Genomic DNA, 19271 nt, shown 5'->3' on the forward strand with positions numbered 1-19271 from the left:
TGACCCTACTGGCCCAGCGGCAGGTCGCCGGCATCGAAGCAGGTCCGGTCGCCGGTGTGGCACGCGGCGCCGACCTGGTCGACCTTCACCAGAACGGTGTCCGCGTCACAGTCGAGGGCCACCGATTTCACGTACTGGACGTGGCCCGATGTGTCGCCCTTCACCCAGTACTCCCGGCGGCTGCGGGACCAGTACGTACAGCGGCCCGTCGTCAGGGTGCGGTGCAGCGCCTCGTCGTCCATCCAGCCCAGCATCAGCACCTCCCCCGTGTCGTACTGCTGGGCGATGGCGGGGAAGAGACCGTCGGCGCCGCGCTTGAGGCGGGCGGCGATCTCCGGGTCGAGCGGGCTGGGCCCGGCGGGCGTGCTGGTCATGTCTGCCATTGTGCGCGACGGGTACGACATCCCGGTGCGACCGTCCGGCCGCCGGACGCCCCGCCGACCGGCTCGCCGACCGACTCGCCGGCTCCCCGAAGCGGCGTACGTCCCGTGGCAGGGCGACAGGCGCCGCCGTAGGCTGACGGCATGTCGACCCATGCCAAGCGTGAACGACTGCTCCTCGCCGACCTGTTGGAGGCCACGGGCCCCGACGCGCCGACCCTGTGCGAAGGGTGGCAGACGCGTGACCTGGCCGCGCATGTCGTGGTGCGTGAGCGCCGCGCGGACGCGGCGGGCGGAATTCTGATCAAGCCACTGGCCGATCGCCTCGCACGCGTGCAGGCCGAATTCGCCGCGAAGCCGTACGAGGAGCTGATCCAGCTCATCCGTACGGGTCCGCCCCGGTTCTCGCCGTTCGCGCTGAAGCAGATCGACGAGGTGTCGAACGCGGTCGAGTTCTACGTCCACGCCGAGGACGTACGCCGTGCGCAGCCGGACTGGACGCCGCGCCCCCTGGACCCGGTCTTCTCGGACACGCTGTGGTCGCGTCTGGAGCGGGCCGCCCGGATGCTGGGCCGTAAGGCGCCGGTCGGTCTGGTGCTGCGGCGCCCGGACGGCCAGACGGTGGTGGCGCACCGGGGCGCACCGGCCGTGACGGTGACCGGGGAGCCGGGCGAGCTGACGATGTTCGCGTTCGGCCGCCAGGACGTCGCGGACGTGCAGGTGGAGGGCGACAAGGACGCCGTCGAGAAGCTCCACGGCACCAAGCAGCTCGGTATCTGAGCCACGGCGACCCGGGCCCGGCGCTCAGCGCGGTAGCTCCGCCCTGCGCAGGGGCCCGCGCAGCAGCCCGTACATCCCGCCCAGGCAGCTCAGAGCGGCGCTCACCGTGAAGACCGGCCCGGTGCCCCACAGGTCGACGGCGGCGCCCGTCACGGGGAAGGTGAGCGGGGCGATACCGAGGCTGAAGAACGTCGACACGGACGTCACCCGGCCCACGTACGCCGGATCGGACTCGGTCTGGACGAGAGCGCCGCACAGGGCGCCGCTGAGCCCGGCGAGCAGGCCCACGGCGCCGGCCATGCCGACGGCGTACCAGACACCCGGGACATGGGCCAGGCCCGCGATGGCGAGCGAGCCGGCGATACCGGCCAGGGACAGCACGAGCCCCGCGCGCGGGACACGCCCCCACACGGTCAGCGTCAGGGACGCGGCCCCGGCGCCCACGCCGAACCCGGCGAGGATCCAGCCCAGGCCGGAAGCGCCCCAGCCGCGCTGGTCGGCGAGGAGCGTGAGGCCGACGTTGAGCGGGCCGACGAAACCGAGGTCGCTGAGCGCGATGAGGACGAGGAGCGGCGCGAGAACCCGGCTGCGCCGGATGTGCCGCATCCCGTCCGCGAGGTCCCCCCACGCACCGCTCGCGCGCCCCTCGGCCTTGCCGGGGAGGTCCCGGACGCGTACGGCCATCAGCAGCGGCACCGAGGCGGCGAAGAGCAGACCGGCGAACCCGAAGGCGGTGGCGGCCCCGCCGAGTGCGACGCAGAGGCCGCCCAGGGGTGCCCCCAGGACGTGGGCGACGCGGACCGCCATGCCGCGCATGCCCTGGACCCGGGCGAGCTGGTCGCGGGTGGTGATCCGGGCCGGGAGGGCGCCGACGGCGGGCATGAAGACGGCGTCCACGGTGCCGAAGACGACCGCGAGGACGGCGAGCAGCCAGACGGCCGGGCTGGTGGCGAGGAGGGCACCCGCGACCGCGAGGACGGCGGCGCAGCGGGCGGCGTCGGACACGATGACGACCCGGCGCGGTCCGAACCGGTCGGCGATCACGCCCCCGAACAGCATCAGCAGGGCCCGGGGCACGGCGCTGACGGCCATCACGAGCCCGGCCTGGGCGGGGCTGCCCGCGCTGACGGCTGCCCAGGACAGGGCGAGGTAGTAGATGTTGTCGCCGATCATCGACGAGGCATAGGCGCCGACCCAGCGCAGGACGTTGCCGTCGCGGTGGGCGGGGCGCGGGGCTGCCGGGGTGCCTTGGGCGGCCCGGGCCTCGGGTGCCCTGGGCGCGCCCACGGTCCCGGCCGCCGTGGGGTCCGCCTCCGTCCCGGTCCCTTTCCCGCTCTCCTGTCGCATGCCGTGCCCCCCTCAGGCCCGGAACGGGAAGGCGTACACGTGTACCGCGACGTTCTCCCGCCCCTCGGTGTCGCCCGCGGCCTCGGCGGCCCTGGCACGCTCGTCGGAGCGCTTGATGACGCCGTCGATCTCGGCGGTCAGCTCGGCCAGCTCGGCGGCGGTCAGCCGCTGCATGTACTCGGACGCGGTGGCGGCGCCGCTCCACTCGGTGGACCAGACACCCGTCTGGTCCAGATAGCCCCGGTACAGCTCGGCCTGCTGCTCGAAGGACAGGCGGGTGACGGCGGCCTTCACGGCGACCTTCTCGGGGGCGTCGCTGAAGTCCGCGTCGCGGAAGCTGAGGCCCTGCGAGGCCGGTTTCCACCAGCGCTCCCGGCCGTCCGTGCCCTCCCCCTCGGCCTCCTCGATCAGACCGTGCTCGGCGAGTTTGCGCAGGTGGTAGCTGACCAGCGAGACCGCTTCGTCGACGCCTTCGGCGAGTTGGGACGCGGTGGCGGTCCGGGCGATGAACAGCGCGCGGTACAGCTTCATCCGCAGGGGGTGCCCGAACGCCTTGAGCGTTTCCAGGTCGGTGATGCGGTTTCTCTTGTTCTCGGCCATGCAGTCACCGTAGATAGGAAAGAAATATTGCGCAACAGAAATTGCGCAACTTTCCTTGCGGAACCCGGACCCTCAAGGGAGCTTCGTAAAGGGGGCTTCCTGGGAACTCGCCGGGAACTTCTCGCAGAACCAAGTGGGGCGTCCCGGAGTACCGTTGAACGCAAGGGATGGTGGTCGTCGGCTGCTGAGGGCCTATGCGCGAGGACGATGATGCGGCACAGAGCCCGGTCGGGGCGGTCGGCAGAGTGACCGTGCCCATCCCGCCGGACGGGCCGGGCGAGGTACTGGTGAGCGTGCGGGGCGGTTCGGAGGTCTACGCCGCCTGGTCCGGCACGTCGATCGGCAGAGGCATCCGCGTCATTGTCGTCGACATGATCTCGGCGCGGTCGGTGATGGTCGAGCCGCTGCCGACATGAGGGACGTCCTTCGGGCCCCCTCCCCCGAGTCTTCCCGGTCCTTCCCGGCGTCGGCTCGTCCGGCGTCTTCCCCACCATGAAGCAGGTCAGGTGGTCTCTCATGTTGTTCTGGCAGGTTCCCGCACCGAATGAGGCGATGCTCATCTCGGGTTCCAAGCGGCAGGTGCAGGACACACAGTTCCGTATCGTCACCGGGCACGGCAGCTTCGTCATGCCCGTCAAGCAGAAGGCCCGCATGCTGTCCCTGGCGCTGCGCGAGGCGGAGATCGCCGAGGACTGCGTCACCCAGCAGGGCATACGCCTCGCGGTACGCGCGGTATGCGTCTTCAAGGTCGGCGACGACACCGTGTCGATCGCCAACGCCGCCCGGCGCTTCCTCTCGGAACAGAACCGGATGGACGAACTGGTCGGCCGAATTTTCGCCGGACACCTTCGGTCCATCATCGGCGGACTGACCGTCGAGCAGATCATCCGGGAACGCAACCGCGTCGCGCAGGAGGTCGTCGCGGGCAGCCATGGCGAGATGGAGAAGCTCGGCATCGTCGTGGACGCCCTCCAGATCCAGGAGATCGAGGACGCCACCGGCTACATCAACAACCTCGCGGCACCGCACGCGGCGGCGGTCGCGAGCCAGGCCCGGATCGCCCAGGCCAGGGCCGACCAGGAGGCCACCGAGCGCGAGCAGCAGGCTTCCGCGCTGAAGGCCGAGTACGAGCGGGACACCGCGATCAAGCGGGCCGGTTTCCTGGCCGAGACCGAGCAGTACAACGCCCGTGCGGCGCAGGCGGGCCCACTGGCCCAGGCCAAGGCGTCCCAGCAGGTCATCGAGGAGCAGACGTCGCTGGCACAGCGCCAGGCCGGTCTCGCGGCGCAGCGACTGGAGGCCGAGGTCAGGCGTCCGGCGGACGCCGAGGCGTACCGGCAGCGCACGCTCGCCGAGGCCAAGCGCGACCAGGTCAAGTTCGAGGCGGACGGCGGTGCCTACGCCGAGCGGACCCTCGCCCAGGCCCAGGCGGACGCCAACTCCGCCCGCGCGGCCTCGCTGCGCGACGGCAACCAGGAACTCATCGCGGCCAACCGTGTCGTGGAGAACCTGCCGGCGCTCGCCGAGGCGGCGGCCCGCGCCATGTCGGGCGCGTCGCTGACCGTCCTCAACGGCACCGAGGGCGTCAACGAGGTGGCGGCCGGCGTGGTCGGGCAGGGCCTGGCGATCCTGCACTCGCTCCAGCCGACGACTCCCCCGGCGGACCCGGCGGTCAACGGCCGCCCGAGCCTGCGGTCGCCCGAGAAGAAGTGAGAGCGAGGAGTAACCGGCATGGATGAGGAACGGGCGCGCCGTCTGGTGACGGCACTGCGGGCCAGGAACGTGATGGCTCACGTGGTCGACGCGGGGGTCTACGAGTTCGGGGTACGGGTCGTCCTGGACCAGGACCTGGAGGCCCTCTGGGACATCGACGGGGCCGCCGGACTCGACGCGGAGGTCGTCAGCGAGGGCTCCCTGGTCGGCTTCGTCCCGCACATCCCGGGCTCGGAGGAGTTCACCGACGACCAGATGGTGGAGGCCATCGCCCGAACGGACTACTCAACAGAGGGCCTACACCCCCCGAAGGACACCCCACCCCCGACGCCCACCCCTCAACAGCCCCCGACACCCCAACACACCCAACGCAGAGCCCACTGGCTCCGCCGCCAATAGCGCCCCATCAGGGGCGCGGGGAACTGCGCGCACCGGCCAACGAACCGGCACCCACCCCCTCAAGGGGCGCGGGGAACTGCGCACCCAGCCACGCACGACCCGCACCGGACAACGAACCGGAACCCACCCAATAAGGGGCGCGGGGAACTGCGCAACAACCCGCACGGACGCACCGGCTACCTCACAGGATGCCCGGCCTCACGCAACGCCCTCTTCACGTCCCCGATCCGCAAATCCCCGAAGTGAAAAACGGAGGCAGCGAGCACCGCATCAGCGCCGCAGGAAACGGCCGGCGCAAAATCCGCGAGGCGCCCCGCACCCCCCGAAGCGATGACCGGCACGGTCACATGCCGACGCACCGCCGCGATCATCTCCAGGTCATACCCGTCCCTGGTCCCATCCGCGTCCATGGAGTTGAGCAGAATCTCCCCGGCCCCCAACTCGGCGGCCCGATGCGCCCACTCCACGGCATCGATACCGGTACCCTCACGGCCCCCGTGAGTCGTCACCTCGAACCCCCCGGCAGGGGTACGGCGGGCGTCCACGGACAGCACCAGCACCTGCCGCCCGAACCGCTCCGCGATCTCCCGGATCAGGTCCGGCCTGGCGATGGCGGCGGTGTTGACGCCGACCTTGTCGGCGCCGGCCCGCAGCAGCTTGTCCACGTCGTCGGCGGTCCGCACGCCGCCGCCCACGGTGAGCGGGATGAAGACCTGCTCGGCGGTGCGGCGGACCACGTCATAGGTGGTCGCGCGGTTGCCGGACGAGGCGGTGATGTCCAGGAAGGTGAGTTCGTCGGCGCCCTCGGCGTCGTACACCTTGGCCATCTCGACGGGGTCGCCCGCGTCGCGCAGGTTCTGGAAGTTGACGCCCTTGACGACCCGGCCGTTGTCCACGTCCAGGCAGGGAATGACTCGGACCGCGAGGGTCATGACCGCTCGGACTCCTCCGCCGTGCCTTCGGCGGGGGCTCCCCTGAAGGCTTCGAGTTCCACTTCGACCATGATGCGCGGGTCGACGAAGCCGGTCACGACGACGAGGGTCGCCGCCGGGCGGACCGCGCCGAACAGCTCCAGATGGGCCCGGCCCACCGCGTCCACGTCCCGTACATGAGTCAGGTACATCCGCGTACGGATCACGGCCTCAACGCCGAGGCCGAACTCGCCGATCGCAGCGAGGGCGTTGGCGAAGGCGGCCTTGGCCTGTTCGTAGGGGTCGCCCTCGCCGTGCAGCACCGGACCCCGGAAGGACGTGGTGCCGGCGACCAGGACCCGGTCCCCGGCCGCCACGGCGCGCGCGAAGCCGATGGAGTCCTCCCAGGGGGACCCGTCCTGCACCCGCCGCACGGGCTCGGTCATGACGCCACCGCCTTCAGTGCCTCTTCCAGCGTGAACGCCTTGGCGTACAGCGCCTTGCCGACGATGGAGCCCTCGACACCCAGCGGGACCAGTTCGGCGATGGCGCGCAGGTCGTCCAGCGAGGAGACCCCGCCGGAGGCGACGACCGGGCGGTCGGTGGCCGCGCAGACGTTCCGCAGCAGCTCCAGGTTGGGGCCCTGGAGGGTGCCGTCCTTGGCGATGTCGGTGACGACATAGCGGGCGCAGCCCTCGGAGTTGAGGCGCTCCAGCGTCTCGTACAGATCGCCGCCGTCGCGGGTCCAGCCCCGGCCGCGCAGCGTGGTGCCGCGTACGTCGAGGCCGACCGCGATCTGGTCGCCGTGTTCGGCGATGACCTTGGCGACCCACTCGGGGGTCTCCAGGGCGGCGGTGCCGAGGTTGACGCGGGTGCAGCCGGTGGCGAGGGCGGCGGCGAGCGAGGCGTCGTCGCGGATGCCGCCGGACAGCTCGACCTTGATGTCCATGGCGCGGGTGACCTCGGCGATCAGGTCCCGGTTGTCGCCGGTGCCGAACGCGGCGTCCAGGTCGACGAGATGCAGCCACTCGGCGCCCGACCGCTGCCACGCCAGCGCCGCCTCCAGCGGGGAGCCGTACGAGGTCTCCGTACCGGACTCGCCGTGGACCAGACGGACGGCCTGGCCGTCGCGGACGTCGACGGCGGGGAGGAGTTCAAGCTTCTGAGCCATGATCAGAGGGTCTCGATCCAATTGGTGAGGAGCTGGGCGCCGGCGTCGCCGGACTTCTCGGGGTGGAACTGGGTGGCCCACAGGGCGCCGTTCTCGACGGCCGCGACGAAGGGTTCGCCGTGGGTGGCCCAGGTGACCAACGGGGCGCGTATCGCCGGGTTCGTCGTCTCCAGGGACCAGTCGTGGACCGCGTAGGAGTGCACGAAGTAGTAGCGGGCGTCGGCGTCGAGGCCCGCGAAGAGCTGCGACCGCGGGGGTGCTTCGACGGTGTTCCAGCCCATGTGGGGCACGACCTCGGCCTTCAACGGCGCGACGGTGCCGGGCCATTCGTCGAGGCCCGCCGCCTCGACGCCGTGTTCGATGCCGCGTGCGAAGAGGATCTGCATGCCGACGCAGATGCCGAGGACGGGCCGGCCGCCGGACAGCCGGCGGTCGATGATCCAGTCGCCGCGCGCGTCGAGCAGACCCTTCATGCAGGCGGCGAACGCGCCGACGCCGGGGACGAGGAGTCCGTCGGCGTTCATGGCCCGGTCGAAGTCGCGGGTGATCTCGACGTCCGCGCCCGCGCGGGCGAGGGCGCGCTCGGCGGAGCGGACGTTCCCGAAGCCGTAGTCGAAGACGACCACCTTCTTGGGCGAGGTGCTCATCGGCGGCCTCCTCAGTTCCAGTAGTCGAGCCGCAGCACACCGGCGACCAGGCACATGCCGGCGCCGATGGACAGCAGGGTGATCAGGCTCCGGGGCATCCCCTGCTTGAAGAAGGAGATGATCCCGCCGACGAGGAAGAGCCCGACGACGATGAGGACGGTGGCGAGTCCGTTCATGGGATTACAGCGCGCCCTTCGTGGAGGGAAGGATGCCGACGGCGCGCGGGTCGCGCTCGCTGGCGTACCGCAGGGCGCGGGCGAGGGCCTTGAACTGGCACTCCACGATGTGGTGGGCGTTGCGCCCGTACGGCACGTGGACGTGCAGGGCGATCTGCGCCTGCGCGACGAAGGACTCCAGGATGTGCCGGGTCATCGTCGTGTCGTACTCGCCGATCATGGGCGCCATGTTCTCGGGCTCGGTGTGCACGAGGTAGGGGCGGCCCGAGAGGTCGACGGTGACCTGGGCGAGCGACTCGTCGAGCGGGACCGTGCAGTTGCCGAAGCGGTAGATGCCGACCTTGTCGCCGAGTGCCTGCTTGAAGGCGGCGCCGAGCGCGAGGGCGGTGTCCTCGATGGTGTGGTGCGAGTCGATGTGCAGATCGCCCTCGGTCTTCACGGTGAGGTCGAACAGGCCGTGCCGGCCCAGCTGGTCGAGCATGTGGTCGTAGAAGCCGACCCCGGTCGACACCTCGACCTTGCCGGTGCCGTCCAGGTCGATCTCGACCAGGACGGAGGTCTCCTTGGTGGTGCGTTCGACTCGGCCCACGCGGTTCATGCGCTCTGCTCCTTCTTCAGTTCACGTACCGCGTCGAGGAACGCGTCGTTCTCGTCGGGGGTTCCGGCGGAGACCCGCAGCCATCCCGGTACGCCGTTGTCCCGGACCAGGACGCCCCGGTCGAGGATGCTCCGCCAGGCCGCGTGCGCGCCGCCCTCGCCGTCGAAGCGGCCGAACTGCACGAAGTTGGCGTCGGACTCCACGACCTCGTAGCCGATGGCCCGCAGTTCGGTGACGAGCCGGTCCCGCTCGGCCTTCAGCTGCTCGACGTACCCGAGGAGCGTGTCGGTGTGCTCCAGGGCGGCCAGCGCGGTCGCCTGGGTGACCGCGGACAGGTGGTACGGGAGCCGCACGAGTTGCACGGCGTCCACGACGGCGGGGTCGGCGGCGAGATAGCCGAGGCGCAGCCCGGCGGCGCCGAACGCCTTCGACATGGTCCGTGAGACGACGAGATGCGGCCGTCCCTCGATAAGAGGCAGCAGCGAGTGGCCGTGGCTGAACTCGACGTACGCCTCGTCCACGATCACCATCGACGGCTTCGCGGCCTGCGCCGCGTCGTACAGCGCGAGGACCGTCTCGGGCGGAACGGCGTTGCCCGTGGGGTTGTTGGGGGTGGTGAGGAAGACGACGTCGGGGCGGTGCTCGGCGATGGCGCGCCCGGCCGCCTCGACGTCGATGGTGAAGTCCTCGCGGCGCGGCCCGGAGATCCAGCCGGTGCCGGTGCCGCGCGCGATGAGGGCGTGCATGGAGTACGACGGTTCGAAACCGATCGCCGTGCGTCCGGGGCCGCCGAAGGTCTGGAGGAGTTGCTGGATGACCTCGTTGGAGCCGTTGGCCGCCCAGACGTTCTCGCGGGTGACCCGGTGTCCCGCGGTGCGGGTGAGGTAGGCGGCCAGTTCGGTGCGGAGTTCCACCGCGTCCCGGTCGGGGTAGCGGTTGAGGTGCCGGGCGGCCTCTCGGACCCGCTCGGCGATCCGCTCGACCAGCGGTTCGGGCAGCGGGTACGGGTTCTCGTTGGTGTTCAGCCGTACGGGGACGTCGAGTTGGGGCGCGCCGTAGGGCGACTTGCCGCGCAGTTCCTCGCGGACGGGCAGGTCGTCAATGCGTACGCCGGTCAACTGCTCGTCGCGTACGTCGGTCTGGTGCTCGTCGGTCACTTGCTCTCCGGAACCTTCCATCCGAACCTCGCCTTGACCGCCGCTCCGTGCGCGGGCAGGTCCTCCGCCTCCGCGAGCGTCACGACATGGTGGGCCACGTCGGCGAGCGCGTCGCGGGTGTAGTCCACGATGTGCAGGCCGCGCAGGAAGGACTGTACGGACAGGCCCGAGGAGTGGCAGGCGCAGCCCCCGGTCGGCAGGACGTGGTTGGAGCCCGCGCAGTAGTCGCCGAGCGAGACGGGCGAGAAGGGGCCGACGAAGATCGCGCCGGCGTTCTTGACCCGGTCGGCGACGGCGGCGGCGTCGGCGGTCTGGATCTCCAGGTGCTCGGCGCCGTAGGTGTCCACGACGCGCAGGCCCTCGTCCACGCCGTCGACCAGGACGATCGCGGACTGACGGCCCTCAAGGGCGGGCACGATCCGGTCCTCGACGTGCTTGGTCGCGGCGATCTGCGGTTCCAGCTCCTTGGCGACCGCGTCGGCCAGTTCGGCGGAGTCGGTGACGAGGACGGCGGCGGCGAGCGGGTCGTGCTCGGCCTGGCTGATCAGGTCGGCGGCGACATGCACCGGGTCGGCCGTGTCGTCGGCGAGGATCGCGATCTCGGTCGGGCCCGCCTCGGTGTCGATACCGATCCGGCCGGTGAAGTACCGCTTCGCCGCTGCGACCCAGATGTTGCCGGGGCCGGTGACCATGTTCGCCGGGGCGCAGGACTCGGTGCCGTACGCGAACATCGCGACGGCCTGGGCGCCTCCGGCGGCGTACACCTCGTCGATGCCGAGGAGGGCGCAGGCGGCGAGGATGGTGGGGTGCGGCAGTCCGCCGAACTCCTTCTGCGGCGGCGACGCGAGCGCGATCGACGCGACCCCGGCCTCCTGCGCGGGGACCACGTTCATGATCACGGACGACGGGTAGACCGACCGGCCGCCCGGCGCGTACAGGCCGACGCGCTCGACGGGTACCCACTTCTCGGTGACCGTGCCGCCCGGGACGACCTGGGTGGTGTGCGGGGCGCGGCGCTGGGCGCGGTGCACGGTCCGGGCGCGGCGTACGGACTCCTCCAGGCTCGCGCGGACCGCCGGGTCGAGCCGGTCGAGCGCCTCGGTGAGCGCGGCGGCCGGCACCCGGATGTGGTCGAGCTGGACACCGTCGAACTTCTGCGCGTACGCGATGAGCGCCGCGTCGCCGCGATGATGCACGTCCTCGCAGATGGGCCGGACCTTCTCCAGGGCGGCTTCCACGTCGAACTCGGCACGGGGCAGCAGATCGCGGAGCGCTCCACCCTCGGGGAGGGCGTCGCCGCGCAGATCGATTCGGGCCAGGGAAAGAGAGTGCACGAGGCCAATTCTCGCAGACCGGCCGAGATCGCCGGACGCCCGTATCAGTGGCTGATACACGCCCCATGAGACCTCCTGACACACTCTGCGTGAAATCATCATCACTTTTCGTGTTCGCCCCGTCACTCAGCGGGCATGCCGACTGTGAGAACCGGCGAGTAGGTGGGTCGCACGGGGCGCGAACAGCACGGGGAGCACGAGTGAGTACGGGGAGCAGGGCACGGAGAACACGGAGAGTCACGGAGAGTACGGAGAGGGCGAGCGTGGTGATCGACGGCACCGGGATCGGCATCGGGGACCCGCCGGACGGGCTCACCGCCACCGAGATCGGCATGTGGCAGGCGTTCCGCAACGGCAGTGTGTACGACCTGCGCAGAGGTGACCCGGCGGCCGACGACCCGCACAACGGCCCACCCTGGGGTCCGGAGCGGACGGTGCGGGCGCGCGTGGTGTGCATGCTCCTCCTGGACGGCCCGCCCGCGCTGTCCGGCCGGGTCTCGTCCCTGAAGCTGACGGGCGTGTGCATCACTGACGTGCTGGACCTGGCGGGCGGCCATGTCGTGCCGTTCGTCGAACTGAAGTGGTGCCGCTTCGACCAGGAGGTGCTGCTGCCGGAGGCCCGGTTCACCACCCTGCGGCTGGTCGACTGCGCGGTACCGCGCCTGGAGGCGGCCCGGCTGCACACCGAGGGCGATCTCCATCTGCCGCGCTGCCGCTTCCGCCACGGCATCCGCCTCACCGACGCGCACATCACCACGGACCTGCTGCTCAACCAGGCCGTCGTGCACGGCGACCGGCGCGGCAAGGCGGTCATGGGCGACGGGCTGAGCGTGGGCCAAGACCTCCAGGCCGAACTGATGGAGGCGGACGGCGAGCTGAGCCTGCGCGGCGCCAAGATCGGCGTCTCGCTCAGCCTGCGCGGCAGCCGACTCAGCCATCCCTACGGCCGACAGGCCCTGAACGCCCCGCAGTTGACCGTCGAGCGGTCCCTGTATCTGACCCCGGCGAGCGTGGGCGACCCGCTGTTCAGCAGCGGCACGACCCCCGCGCGCGGCACCCTGGTGCAGCGGTTCGAGTGCCAGGGCGGGATCCGCCTTGACGACGGCAGGTTCGGGGACGCGCTCGACCTGACGCATGCCCGGTTCACCCTCAGGGACGACCAGGAGCTGTCCCTGCGCCGCGTCCAGACCCCGGAGCTGCGGTTCCTCGGTGAGCGGCCCGCGCACGGCCGGGTCGTCCTGTCCGGCGCCCGGGTGGGCAATCTGGTCGACAAGTCCACGAGCTGGCCCGGCCCCGGGAACCTCCAGATGGGCGGCTTCAGTTACGACAATCTGGTGCCCCTGGGCAGTTTCCCGCTCACCCGGCGCCTGGAGTGGGTGGCGACGGCGACCCCGGAGTACAACCCGGAGCCGTATGAGCGGCTGGCGACCGTGCTGCGTGACAGCGGCGAGGACGCCGACGCGCGCGAGGTCCTCCTCGCGAAACAGCGCCGCCGCCGCGAGACCCTGCCCCCCGCCGCGAAGCTGTGGGGGTACGCCCAGGACTGGACCGTCGCGTACGGGTACCGGCCCGGCCGCGCCGCCGTATGGATGGCGGTGCTGTGGGCGGTGTCCACGGTGGCGTTCTCGCACGCCGACCACCCACCCGTGCGACCGGGCGAACACCCCGAGTGGAACGCGCCACTTTTCGCCCTGGACCTGCTGATCCCGGTGATGAACCTGGGCCAGGACGGTTACTGGAGACTGACGGGCACCTGGCAGTGGGCGGCATCGGCCCTCGTCATCCTGGGCTGGATCCTGGCCACAGCGGTGGCGGCGGGCGCGACGAGACTTCTCAGCCGAGGCTGACAGGCGGCCGTCGACGCCTCGCGGGGCGCCCGGCCCGCCCCCCGGGGAGGCTCCCCGGATCCCGCCAGGCCCGGTGGCCACTAGGCTTGCCGGTCGTGACCACCGCCCGGCTCCCGCTCTTCCCGCTCAACTCGGTGCTGTTCCCGGGGCTCGTCCTGCCCCTGAACGTCTTCGAGGAGCGTTATCGCGCCATGATGCGCGACCTGCTCAAGACCCCGGAGGGCGAACCACGCCGGTTCGCCGTCGTCGCGATCCGCGACGGCCACGAGGTCGCGACCTCGGCGCCGGGGCTGCCCGACCAGACCGCCGTACCCGAGCGCGGCCCCACCGCCGGCTTCGGCGACGACCCGCTGGCGGCGTTCCACACCGTCGGCTGCGTCGCCGACGCCGCCACGCTGAGGGAGCGCGCCGACGGCGGCTTCGAGGTCCTGGCCACCGGCACGACCCGGGTGAAGATCCTGTCGGTCGACGCCTCGGGCCCCTATCTCACGGCCGAGTTCGAGGAGCTGCCCGAGGAGCCGGGGGACGAGGCGGGCGCGCTGGCCGAGGGTGTGCTGCGGGCGTTCCGCGCGTATCAGAAGCGGCTGGCGGGGGCCCGTGAGCGTTCCCTGTCGACCAGTGCGGACCTGCCCGACGAGCCGTCCGTGGTGTCGTACCTGGTCGCGGCAGCCGCCGTGCTCGACACACCCACGAAGCAGCGGCTGCTCCAGGCCCCGGACACGGCGTCGCGGCTCCGGGACGAGCTGACCCTGCTGCGCGCCGAGACCGCCGTGATCCGCAATCTGCCGTCCCTGCCCGCGATCGACCTGACCCGAGGCCCGACCAGCCTGAACTAGGCGTTCCGCTGCGGAACCGGTGCGGAGGCTTCGGGCCGGTGCGGAGACTGCGGGCCGTCGGTGGCTGGTCGTGCAGTTCCCCGCGCCCCTGGCGGGGCGCTCCCCGATCTCACGAAAGTCCCCTTACATGGCCAAGAAGTCCAAGAAGCAGCAGCAGTCCGGTGGTACGCCCGCCACGGTCGCCCTCACGGCCGCGGGTACGGCTTTCACGGTCCACGCGTACGAGCACGACCCGGCGCACCCCTCGTACGGCGAGGAGGCGGCCGAGGCGATGGGGGTCTCTCCGGAGCGGGTGTTCAAGACGCTCGTCGCGGACGTGGACGGCGAGCTGACGGTCGCCGTGGTGCCGGTCGCCGGTTCGCTGGACCTGAAGGCGCTGGCGGCGGCCGTCGGCGGCAAGCGCGCCACGATGGCCGACCCGGCGGCGGCCGAGCGGGTCACCGGCTATGTGCGGGGCGGTATCTCGCCGCTCGGGCAGCGCAAGAAGCTGCGGACGGTCCTGGACGAGTCGGCGGGCGCGCATCCGACGATCTGTGTGTCGGCGGGCCGCCGGGGTCTCGAAGTCGAGCTGGCCCCGGGCGACTTGGCGGCCCTCACGGACGCCGTGCTCGCACCCGTGGGACGCGGCTGACGGACGCCACCGCCGGCGCGCGACCCCTCGACGGACGGCCCGTCTTCGGTTAAGTACCGAGGACATGTCGAAGAGGACGCGGAAGCGCAAGTGGCGGATCAGGAAACGCCGGGCCAACCACGGACGCCGCCCGGCCTGAGTACGGCCCCCTCCCGGGCCCGTACCGCCGCTACGGCTGATCGCGGGGCGGTCCCTCGTGGTGCGGGGGCCTCGGCGGCTGCTTCCCGTAGGGCCCGACCGGCGGCTGAGTGGGCCGGCCGGCCTCGGGGCCGTAGGCGAACGAGTTCTGCCCCGCCGGGATGTACGGGCTCGGGTACGGGTACGGGTCGGGGTCGCGCGGGCCGAACAGAGCCGTCAGACCGAGGTGCACCAGGAGGACGCCGACCGGCCAGGCGAGCAGGGCGCCCTTCGCCTTGAGTTCCAGTGGCGCGTCGAAGGTGATGCCCCTGCCGACCTCCTTGGCGTGCGCCACGACGTCCTGCATGGGGCCCAGCCAGACGCCGAAGCGCCAGGCGACGACCGAGCCGAGCAGCCCGCCGAGCGCCAGCGCGGCGACCAGCGGGATCCCGCCGCGCCTGCGCACCAGGAACACCACCAGGGCGGTGACGGCACCGAACCCCAGGCCGAGCAGCGTGAACGTTCCGTCGATGGCGATGGACTGCTCGCCCTCGGTGTCCTTGAGGTACACCGCGTCGCCGGACGCGATCAGCGGCACCCGCGGCGTCAGCCAGAGCCAGAGGAAGCCGAGGAGGAGTCCGCCGACGGTGGTCGCGAGGGTGATCACGGCGGCCTGCCGCAGTTCGGTCTTCATTCCGGGACCGTCCTCCTCGTACGCCGCAGGGGGTACCCGCCCACCGGTGTACGCGGCCCCCCAGGGCTGGTGCGGCGGCTGGTGGTGCGGCGGCGGAGTCAGCGGTGCGGTCACCCTGACATCGTGCCAGGCCCACCGCGCCCGCGCGTCACCGGACGGCTGCCCGGCGGTACGCCCAGGTGGCCGCGGCCAGTGAGATGACGCCGACGGCGGCGCAGACGGCCAGGTCGACCCCCACGGCCGCCCAGTCCGGGTGCGGTCCGAAGGTACGGGCGAACGCCTCCACGCCGTACGTCGACGGCAGCAGGTCGCGGGCGTACTGCACGGCGACGGGCAGCCGGTCGGCCGGCAGCACGCCGAGGAGCAGGGCGGCGGACATGCCCAACTGGCCGAGCAGTGTTGCCAGTTCGGGCCGGGGGGCGAGCAGGCCGAGGGCGGCGCCGAGCCCGGCGAGCGCGGCGCCCGCGAGCGGGATGACGGCGGCGAGGATCCACAGATGGGTGAGCGGCAACTGGAAGAGGACACAGCCGACGACAGCGGTGGCGAGGGTACCGGGAACGGTGAAGGAGGCATACGCGGCGGCGGCGCCCAGGACGACGGCGGCCGGGGGGACCGGAAGGGTGGCGTAGTGGTCGAGGCCGCCGTCGGAGCGGAGCCTGCCGAAGTACTGGGCGAGCAGGTTCAGGGCGACGAACGCGACGACCAGGACGCTCGATCCGGCGACCACGGCACGGGCCTCCGCCCCACCGTCGACGACTCCCCGCATCAGGATCATGATCCCGACGGACTGGAAGGTGGCGACGAACAGCAGCGGGATCCTGGCGACGCGGGCGCGGGAGAGCTGGGCGCGGTAGACGGCGGCGAGGGCGGGACGCAGCCGGGTGCGGGGCGCGAGGGGCGCGGGGCCCTCCGGGGCCGCCGGGTGTCCGTCCTGCGTCCGGCGGGCACCGGGCAGCGCCTCAGCGGGTACGACACTCACCGTGCGCGGCTCCTGTCTCTCTGCGGCTGTCTCTGTGACTGTCTCTGTGGCGGCGGCTGCGGGTGGTCGGGGTCATGCCTTCACCAGGCCCTTGGCGGTGTGGTCGCTGCCGCCGAGTGCCAGGTAGACGTCCTCCAGGCTGGGGGTGGCCAGCGTGAAGTCGTCCAGGGCGGCGAAGGCGGCGCCGCCGGTGACGGCCGCGACGGCGGCGCGGGCCTCGTCGGGGGCGAGCCGCATGACCCAGCGGCGCCCCGACACGACGGCGGAGGACCGCAGCGCGGCCACCTCCGGGATGTCCAGCGGTGCGCGCTCGCGCCAGACCAGGTCGACCCGTACCTCGCCGGCGACCTGTTCCTTGAGTCCGGCCGGGGTGTCGCAGGCGATGACGCGGCCCCGGTCGAGTACGGCGACGCGGTCCAGTACGGTCTCGGCCTCGATGACGTTGTGCGTGACGAGCAGGACGGTGGTGCCGTGTTCGGCGCGGCGGCGGTCGACGGCGGCCCATACGGCGCGGCGGGCGACCGGGTCCATGGCGGTGGTGGGCTCGTCCAGGACGAGCAGGGACCGCTCGCCCACGAGCGTCGAGGCGACGCAGGCGAGGCGGCGCTGGCCGCCGGAGAGCTTGCTGAGGGGGCGCCCGGCGAGCGGGGTGAGGCCGAGTTCGTCCAGGACGGTGTCCCGTGCCCTGCGGGCGGCGCGGATGTCGAGGCCGCGCAGCCGTGCGGTGGTCTCGGCGGCGAGGGCGACGGTCAGCTCGTCGAGCGCGCTGGACTCCTGACCGAGGTACGCGAGGACGCGGGCGGCCCGGTCGGGGTGGCGGACGATGTCGTGGCCGAGGATCTCGACGGTGCCGGAGTCCGGCCGCATCAGGCCCGTCAACTGGCGTACGAGGGTGGACTTGCCGGCGCCGTTGGGGCCGAGGAGTCCGAAGATCTCACCCCGTCGGATATCGAGCCGGACACCGTCGTTGGCCCGCACCTCGGGCGTCGCGGGAGTCCCCCGCCGGCCCCGTGTCGCCGGGTAGGTCTTCACGAGATCGCGCACCGCGCACACCACATCGCCGTGTTGACCCGGATATGCGACACGCGTACTCACGATCAGAGAGCCTACGGGGTCCCGCCGCCACGCCACCCCTCCGGGGTCAACCCGGCCGCCCGGCGGTGTTCCGGGCCGCCTGGTGCGGACCGGTCAGCTTCCGGGTGTCGGTGTGGCCGGTTCCGTTGTGTTGATGTCTGTGTTGATGTCGAATTCTCGCCAGAATCCGGCCCTGATCGCATACCGGTCGTGCTCGTCGATCTGGTCGTCCTTGTGCGCGAGGAGCCCGAACCGGGCGGCGTACCGCAGCAGTTCACCGTCGATGCGGTGCGGAATCCGTGGGTACATGGTCGACAGTCTCTGGAGTACCGCCGACTCCGGCATCCGCGCCATCCAGCGCCGTGCGAACACCTGCCCCACCTCGAAGGGATCACCGCCGACCGTGGTGATGTCCTCCTCGCGGTCGGCCCACCGCTGCTCCGCCGTGGTGAGCTGCGCGAGCGTCGGCAGGGACGCGGCGTCGGCGGGCTCGGTCACCAGACCGGGCCGGTCCACCCACCCCTTGTCCGACGACCACCGCAGCGTGGCACTGGCGGGGTGTTGCGCCGGGTGCTGCGCGGGCTGCGCCCCGGGCCCGCGCAGTGCGGCGAGGTCCTTGGGCGTGGGCACCCCTTTGGCGGCGGCTCCGCGCTCCCCTGCGCCGTTCTCCGTACGCCCCGCCGACTCGTGCTGGACCCCGGCCTGCTCCTCGTCCCTGGCCCGCTCGGCGGCGGCCCGCTCAGCGGCTGCGGCGGCCATCGCGGAATCCGGCAGCGGCGCCGACAGGATCGCCGCGATCTCGGGCCGCGGCGCGGGCGGCGGGGCGCACACCCCGCCGAGGTCCTTGGCACGGACGGCCTTGGTGATCCAGGCCCGGTCGAGTACCCGCCGCTCGTCGGCCTCCGCGACCAGGTCCTCGGACTGGTTGTAGTCGCCGTCGGCGGCCTGGACGGCCCACAGGTGGACGGCGACGCCGTGTTCCTTGGCGGCCATCATCCCGGGCAGCAGATCGCCGTCCCCGGTCACCAGGACCACGTCCGAACACGCGCGGTTACGGGCGAGTTCCGTCAGCTCGGCGTGCATGGCGGCGTCGACGCCCTTCTGCGCCCACCGCCCGTCACTCCGGGTGAGCGCACCGAGGCGTACCGTCACGCGCGGCATGACGCGCAGCCTGCGGTGCTCCGGCTGCGGCACCCGGTCGGGGGCACCGTCGAACCAGTAGATCCGCAGCAGCGGGCGCTCCGTGTCGGACTCGGCGCGCTCGCGCAGCCCCTGGATCAGGGCGGCGTGGTCGACGGTGATGCGTGAGCGGGACGGCTCCCCGGCGAGGAGACTCGCGGCGGCCCCCAGCAGATACCCGGCGTCCACCAGGACGATGCAGCGGTCCACGCGATCCACCCTCTTTCCCTGATGAGGTGTCCTGAAGGTCCCCTCCAGGACATTCGGAGGCCCGCACGGGGCAACGCATGCGGGTTCGCTTCGGGTTTCCTTGGAGTCTGCCCGACCGTGCGGGGCTTAACGGCCCGAACTCGATCTTCGGCGTGGCGGATCCGGAGTTCGCTCTCCGACAGCCCTTATGACGCACGGTAATTCTCCGAAATGCGCTGCTTGTCATCGTATGTGAATCTGGTCGCGTCGCTGGCCGCCAGATCCCCCTCAGGAGGCATCACCATGGCCAAGAACAAGAACCGTAAGGGCAGTGACCACAAGGGCAGTGACCACAAGCGCGGCTCGCAGGCCGAGCACGCGGCGGAGCGGGCCCAGTCGTCCTCCACGGAGGCCCGTTCGGAATCGCAGTCGATAGGACAGGGCACTCCCACGGACGTTGCCCGTAAGCACCAGCGTCGCTTCGGCCACAACTGACGTCGCCGCCACAGCGC

At 71.8% G+C, this 19271-nt stretch carries 23 protein-coding genes; 8 read left to right on the top strand and 15 right to left on the bottom strand.

Features of this window, described 5'->3' with window-relative positions; translation table 11 throughout:
• Positions 1 to 5 precede the first annotated feature (5 nt).
• Positions 6 to 374, bottom strand: a complete 369-nt coding sequence (gene hisI / locus ACFVT5_RS24180; RefSeq protein ID WP_389891591.1) for a phosphoribosyl-AMP cyclohydrolase — start codon at positions 372 to 374, stop codon at positions 6 to 8.
• A 150-nt stretch (positions 375 to 524) separates the two neighbouring features.
• On the opposite strand from hisI, the gene ACFVT5_RS24185 reads away from it, so the two are divergent.
• A complete protein-coding gene (locus ACFVT5_RS24185; protein WP_389891594.1) occupies positions 525 to 1160 on the top strand; it encodes a TIGR03085 family metal-binding protein in 636 nt (211 codons plus the stop codon).
• Between the two features lie 24 nt (positions 1161 to 1184).
• Here ACFVT5_RS24185 and ACFVT5_RS24190 read toward each other — a convergent pair whose 3' ends face one another.
• Positions 1185 to 2507 carry an MFS transporter gene (locus ACFVT5_RS24190; RefSeq protein WP_389891597.1) on the bottom strand — a complete coding sequence of 441 codons (1323 nt, stop codon included), beginning with the start codon at positions 2505 to 2507 and terminating at the stop codon, positions 1185 to 1187.
• Positions 2508 to 2519: 12 nt separating this feature from the next.
• A complete protein-coding gene (locus tag ACFVT5_RS24195; RefSeq protein ID WP_389891600.1) occupies positions 2520 to 3107 on the bottom strand; it encodes an ArsR/SmtB family transcription factor in 588 nt (195 codons plus the stop codon).
• Between the two features lie 245 nt (positions 3108 to 3352).
• On the opposite strand from ACFVT5_RS24195, the gene ACFVT5_RS24200 reads away from it, so the two are divergent.
• The 3 genes from ACFVT5_RS24200 to ACFVT5_RS24210 all read left to right on the top strand — a co-directional run bounded on the left by ACFVT5_RS24200 (position 3353) and on the right by ACFVT5_RS24210 (position 5219).
• Entirely contained in the window at positions 3353 to 3523 is a 171-nt protein-coding gene (locus tag ACFVT5_RS24200; RefSeq protein WP_389891602.1) for a hypothetical protein, read from the top strand.
• 100 nt (positions 3524 to 3623) lie between these two features.
• Positions 3624 to 4820, top strand: coding sequence for an SPFH domain-containing protein (locus ACFVT5_RS24205; RefSeq protein WP_389891605.1), 1197 nt, complete (start codon positions 3624 to 3626; stop codon positions 4818 to 4820).
• A gap of 18 nt (positions 4821 to 4838) precedes the next feature.
• Positions 4839 to 5219 carry a hypothetical protein gene (locus ACFVT5_RS24210; protein ID WP_389891608.1) on the top strand — a complete coding sequence of 127 codons (381 nt, stop codon included), beginning with the start codon at positions 4839 to 4841 and terminating at the stop codon, positions 5217 to 5219.
• A gap of 176 nt (positions 5220 to 5395) precedes the next feature.
• Here ACFVT5_RS24210 and hisF read toward each other — a convergent pair whose 3' ends face one another.
• Genes hisF through hisD form a run of 8 tightly spaced genes read right to left on the bottom strand, consistent with a single transcriptional unit; the run spans position 5396 to position 11213 of the window.
• Entirely contained in the window at positions 5396 to 6151 is a 756-nt protein-coding gene (gene hisF / locus ACFVT5_RS24215) for an imidazole glycerol phosphate synthase subunit HisF (protein WP_389891611.1), read from the bottom strand.
• Complete coding sequence (locus ACFVT5_RS24220) at positions 6148 to 6576, bottom strand: Rid family hydrolase (RefSeq protein WP_389891614.1); 429 nt, start codon at positions 6574 to 6576, stop codon at positions 6148 to 6150. The genes hisF and ACFVT5_RS24220 overlap by 4 nt, the downstream gene beginning before the upstream one ends.
• A complete protein-coding gene (priA, locus tag ACFVT5_RS24225) occupies positions 6573 to 7301 on the bottom strand; it encodes a bifunctional 1-(5-phosphoribosyl)-5-((5-phosphoribosylamino)methylideneamino)imidazole-4-carboxamide isomerase/phosphoribosylanthranilate isomerase PriA (RefSeq protein WP_389891617.1) in 729 nt (242 codons plus the stop codon). The genes ACFVT5_RS24220 and priA overlap by 4 nt, the downstream gene beginning before the upstream one ends.
• A 2-nt stretch (positions 7302 to 7303) precedes the next feature.
• Positions 7304 to 7948, bottom strand: coding sequence for an imidazole glycerol phosphate synthase subunit HisH (hisH, locus tag ACFVT5_RS24230; RefSeq protein WP_389891619.1), 645 nt, complete (start codon positions 7946 to 7948; stop codon positions 7304 to 7306).
• 11 nt (positions 7949 to 7959) lie between these two features.
• Positions 7960 to 8124, bottom strand: coding sequence for a hypothetical protein (locus tag ACFVT5_RS24235; protein ID WP_389891622.1), 165 nt, complete (start codon positions 8122 to 8124; stop codon positions 7960 to 7962).
• A gap of 4 nt (positions 8125 to 8128) precedes the next feature.
• Complete coding sequence (gene hisB, locus ACFVT5_RS24240; protein ID WP_389891625.1) at positions 8129 to 8722, bottom strand: imidazoleglycerol-phosphate dehydratase HisB; 594 nt, start codon at positions 8720 to 8722, stop codon at positions 8129 to 8131.
• Positions 8719 to 9840 carry a histidinol-phosphate transaminase gene (locus ACFVT5_RS24245; RefSeq protein ID WP_389891963.1) on the bottom strand — a complete coding sequence of 374 codons (1122 nt, stop codon included), beginning with the start codon at positions 9838 to 9840 and terminating at the stop codon, positions 8719 to 8721. Before ACFVT5_RS24245 ends, hisB begins: the two co-directional genes overlap by 4 nt.
• 35 nt (positions 9841 to 9875) lie before the next feature.
• Entirely contained in the window at positions 9876 to 11213 is a 1338-nt protein-coding gene (gene hisD / locus ACFVT5_RS24250) for a histidinol dehydrogenase (protein WP_389891628.1), read from the bottom strand.
• 266 nt (positions 11214 to 11479) lie between these two features.
• Between hisD and ACFVT5_RS24255 the strand changes: the two genes are divergently transcribed.
• The 3 genes from ACFVT5_RS24255 (at position 11480) to ybaK (ending at position 14527) form a co-directional block, all read left to right on the top strand.
• Positions 11480 to 13060 (top strand): oxidoreductase, encoded by a 1581-nt coding sequence (locus ACFVT5_RS24255; RefSeq protein ID WP_389891966.1) that lies wholly within the window; start codon positions 11480 to 11482, stop codon positions 13058 to 13060.
• 95 nt (positions 13061 to 13155) lie between these two features.
• On the top strand, positions 13156 to 13896 hold the full coding sequence (locus ACFVT5_RS24260) for an LON peptidase substrate-binding domain-containing protein (RefSeq protein WP_389891631.1): 741 nt from the start codon (positions 13156 to 13158) through the stop codon (positions 13894 to 13896).
• A 127-nt stretch (positions 13897 to 14023) separates the two neighbouring features.
• Positions 14024 to 14527, top strand: coding sequence for a Cys-tRNA(Pro) deacylase (ybaK, locus tag ACFVT5_RS24265; protein ID WP_389891633.1), 504 nt, complete (start codon positions 14024 to 14026; stop codon positions 14525 to 14527).
• A gap of 169 nt (positions 14528 to 14696) precedes the next feature.
• Here the strand turns inward: ybaK and ACFVT5_RS24270 are convergent, their stop codons facing one another.
• From ACFVT5_RS24270 to ACFVT5_RS24285, 4 genes are all read right to left on the bottom strand, one after another.
• Positions 14697 to 15452, bottom strand: coding sequence for an AAA family ATPase (locus tag ACFVT5_RS24270; protein WP_389891635.1), 756 nt, complete (start codon positions 15450 to 15452; stop codon positions 14697 to 14699).
• A 34-nt stretch (positions 15453 to 15486) separates the two neighbouring features.
• A complete protein-coding gene (locus tag ACFVT5_RS24275) occupies positions 15487 to 16317 on the bottom strand; it encodes an ABC transporter permease (RefSeq protein ID WP_389891637.1) in 831 nt (276 codons plus the stop codon).
• 72 nt (positions 16318 to 16389) lie between these two features.
• Positions 16390 to 17412 carry an ABC transporter ATP-binding protein gene (locus ACFVT5_RS24280; protein WP_389891639.1) on the bottom strand — a complete coding sequence of 341 codons (1023 nt, stop codon included), beginning with the start codon at positions 17410 to 17412 and terminating at the stop codon, positions 16390 to 16392.
• A 93-nt stretch (positions 17413 to 17505) separates the two neighbouring features.
• The gene (locus ACFVT5_RS24285) at positions 17506 to 18780 is read right to left on the bottom strand and encodes an NYN domain-containing protein (protein WP_389891642.1); all 1275 of its coding nucleotides are present in this window, start codon (positions 18778 to 18780) and stop codon (positions 17506 to 17508) included.
• Between the two features lie 282 nt (positions 18781 to 19062).
• Between ACFVT5_RS24285 and ACFVT5_RS24290 the strand changes: the two genes are divergently transcribed.
• Positions 19063 to 19254: a hypothetical protein gene (locus ACFVT5_RS24290; RefSeq protein ID WP_389891645.1), complete on the top strand. Its 192-nt coding sequence runs from the start codon at positions 19063 to 19065 to the stop codon at positions 19252 to 19254.
• Positions 19255 to 19271 lie beyond the last annotated feature (17 nt).

This window comes from Streptomyces sp. NPDC058001 (assembly GCF_042886315.1).
Lineage (GTDB): Bacteria > Actinomycetota > Actinomycetes > Streptomycetales > Streptomycetaceae > Streptomyces.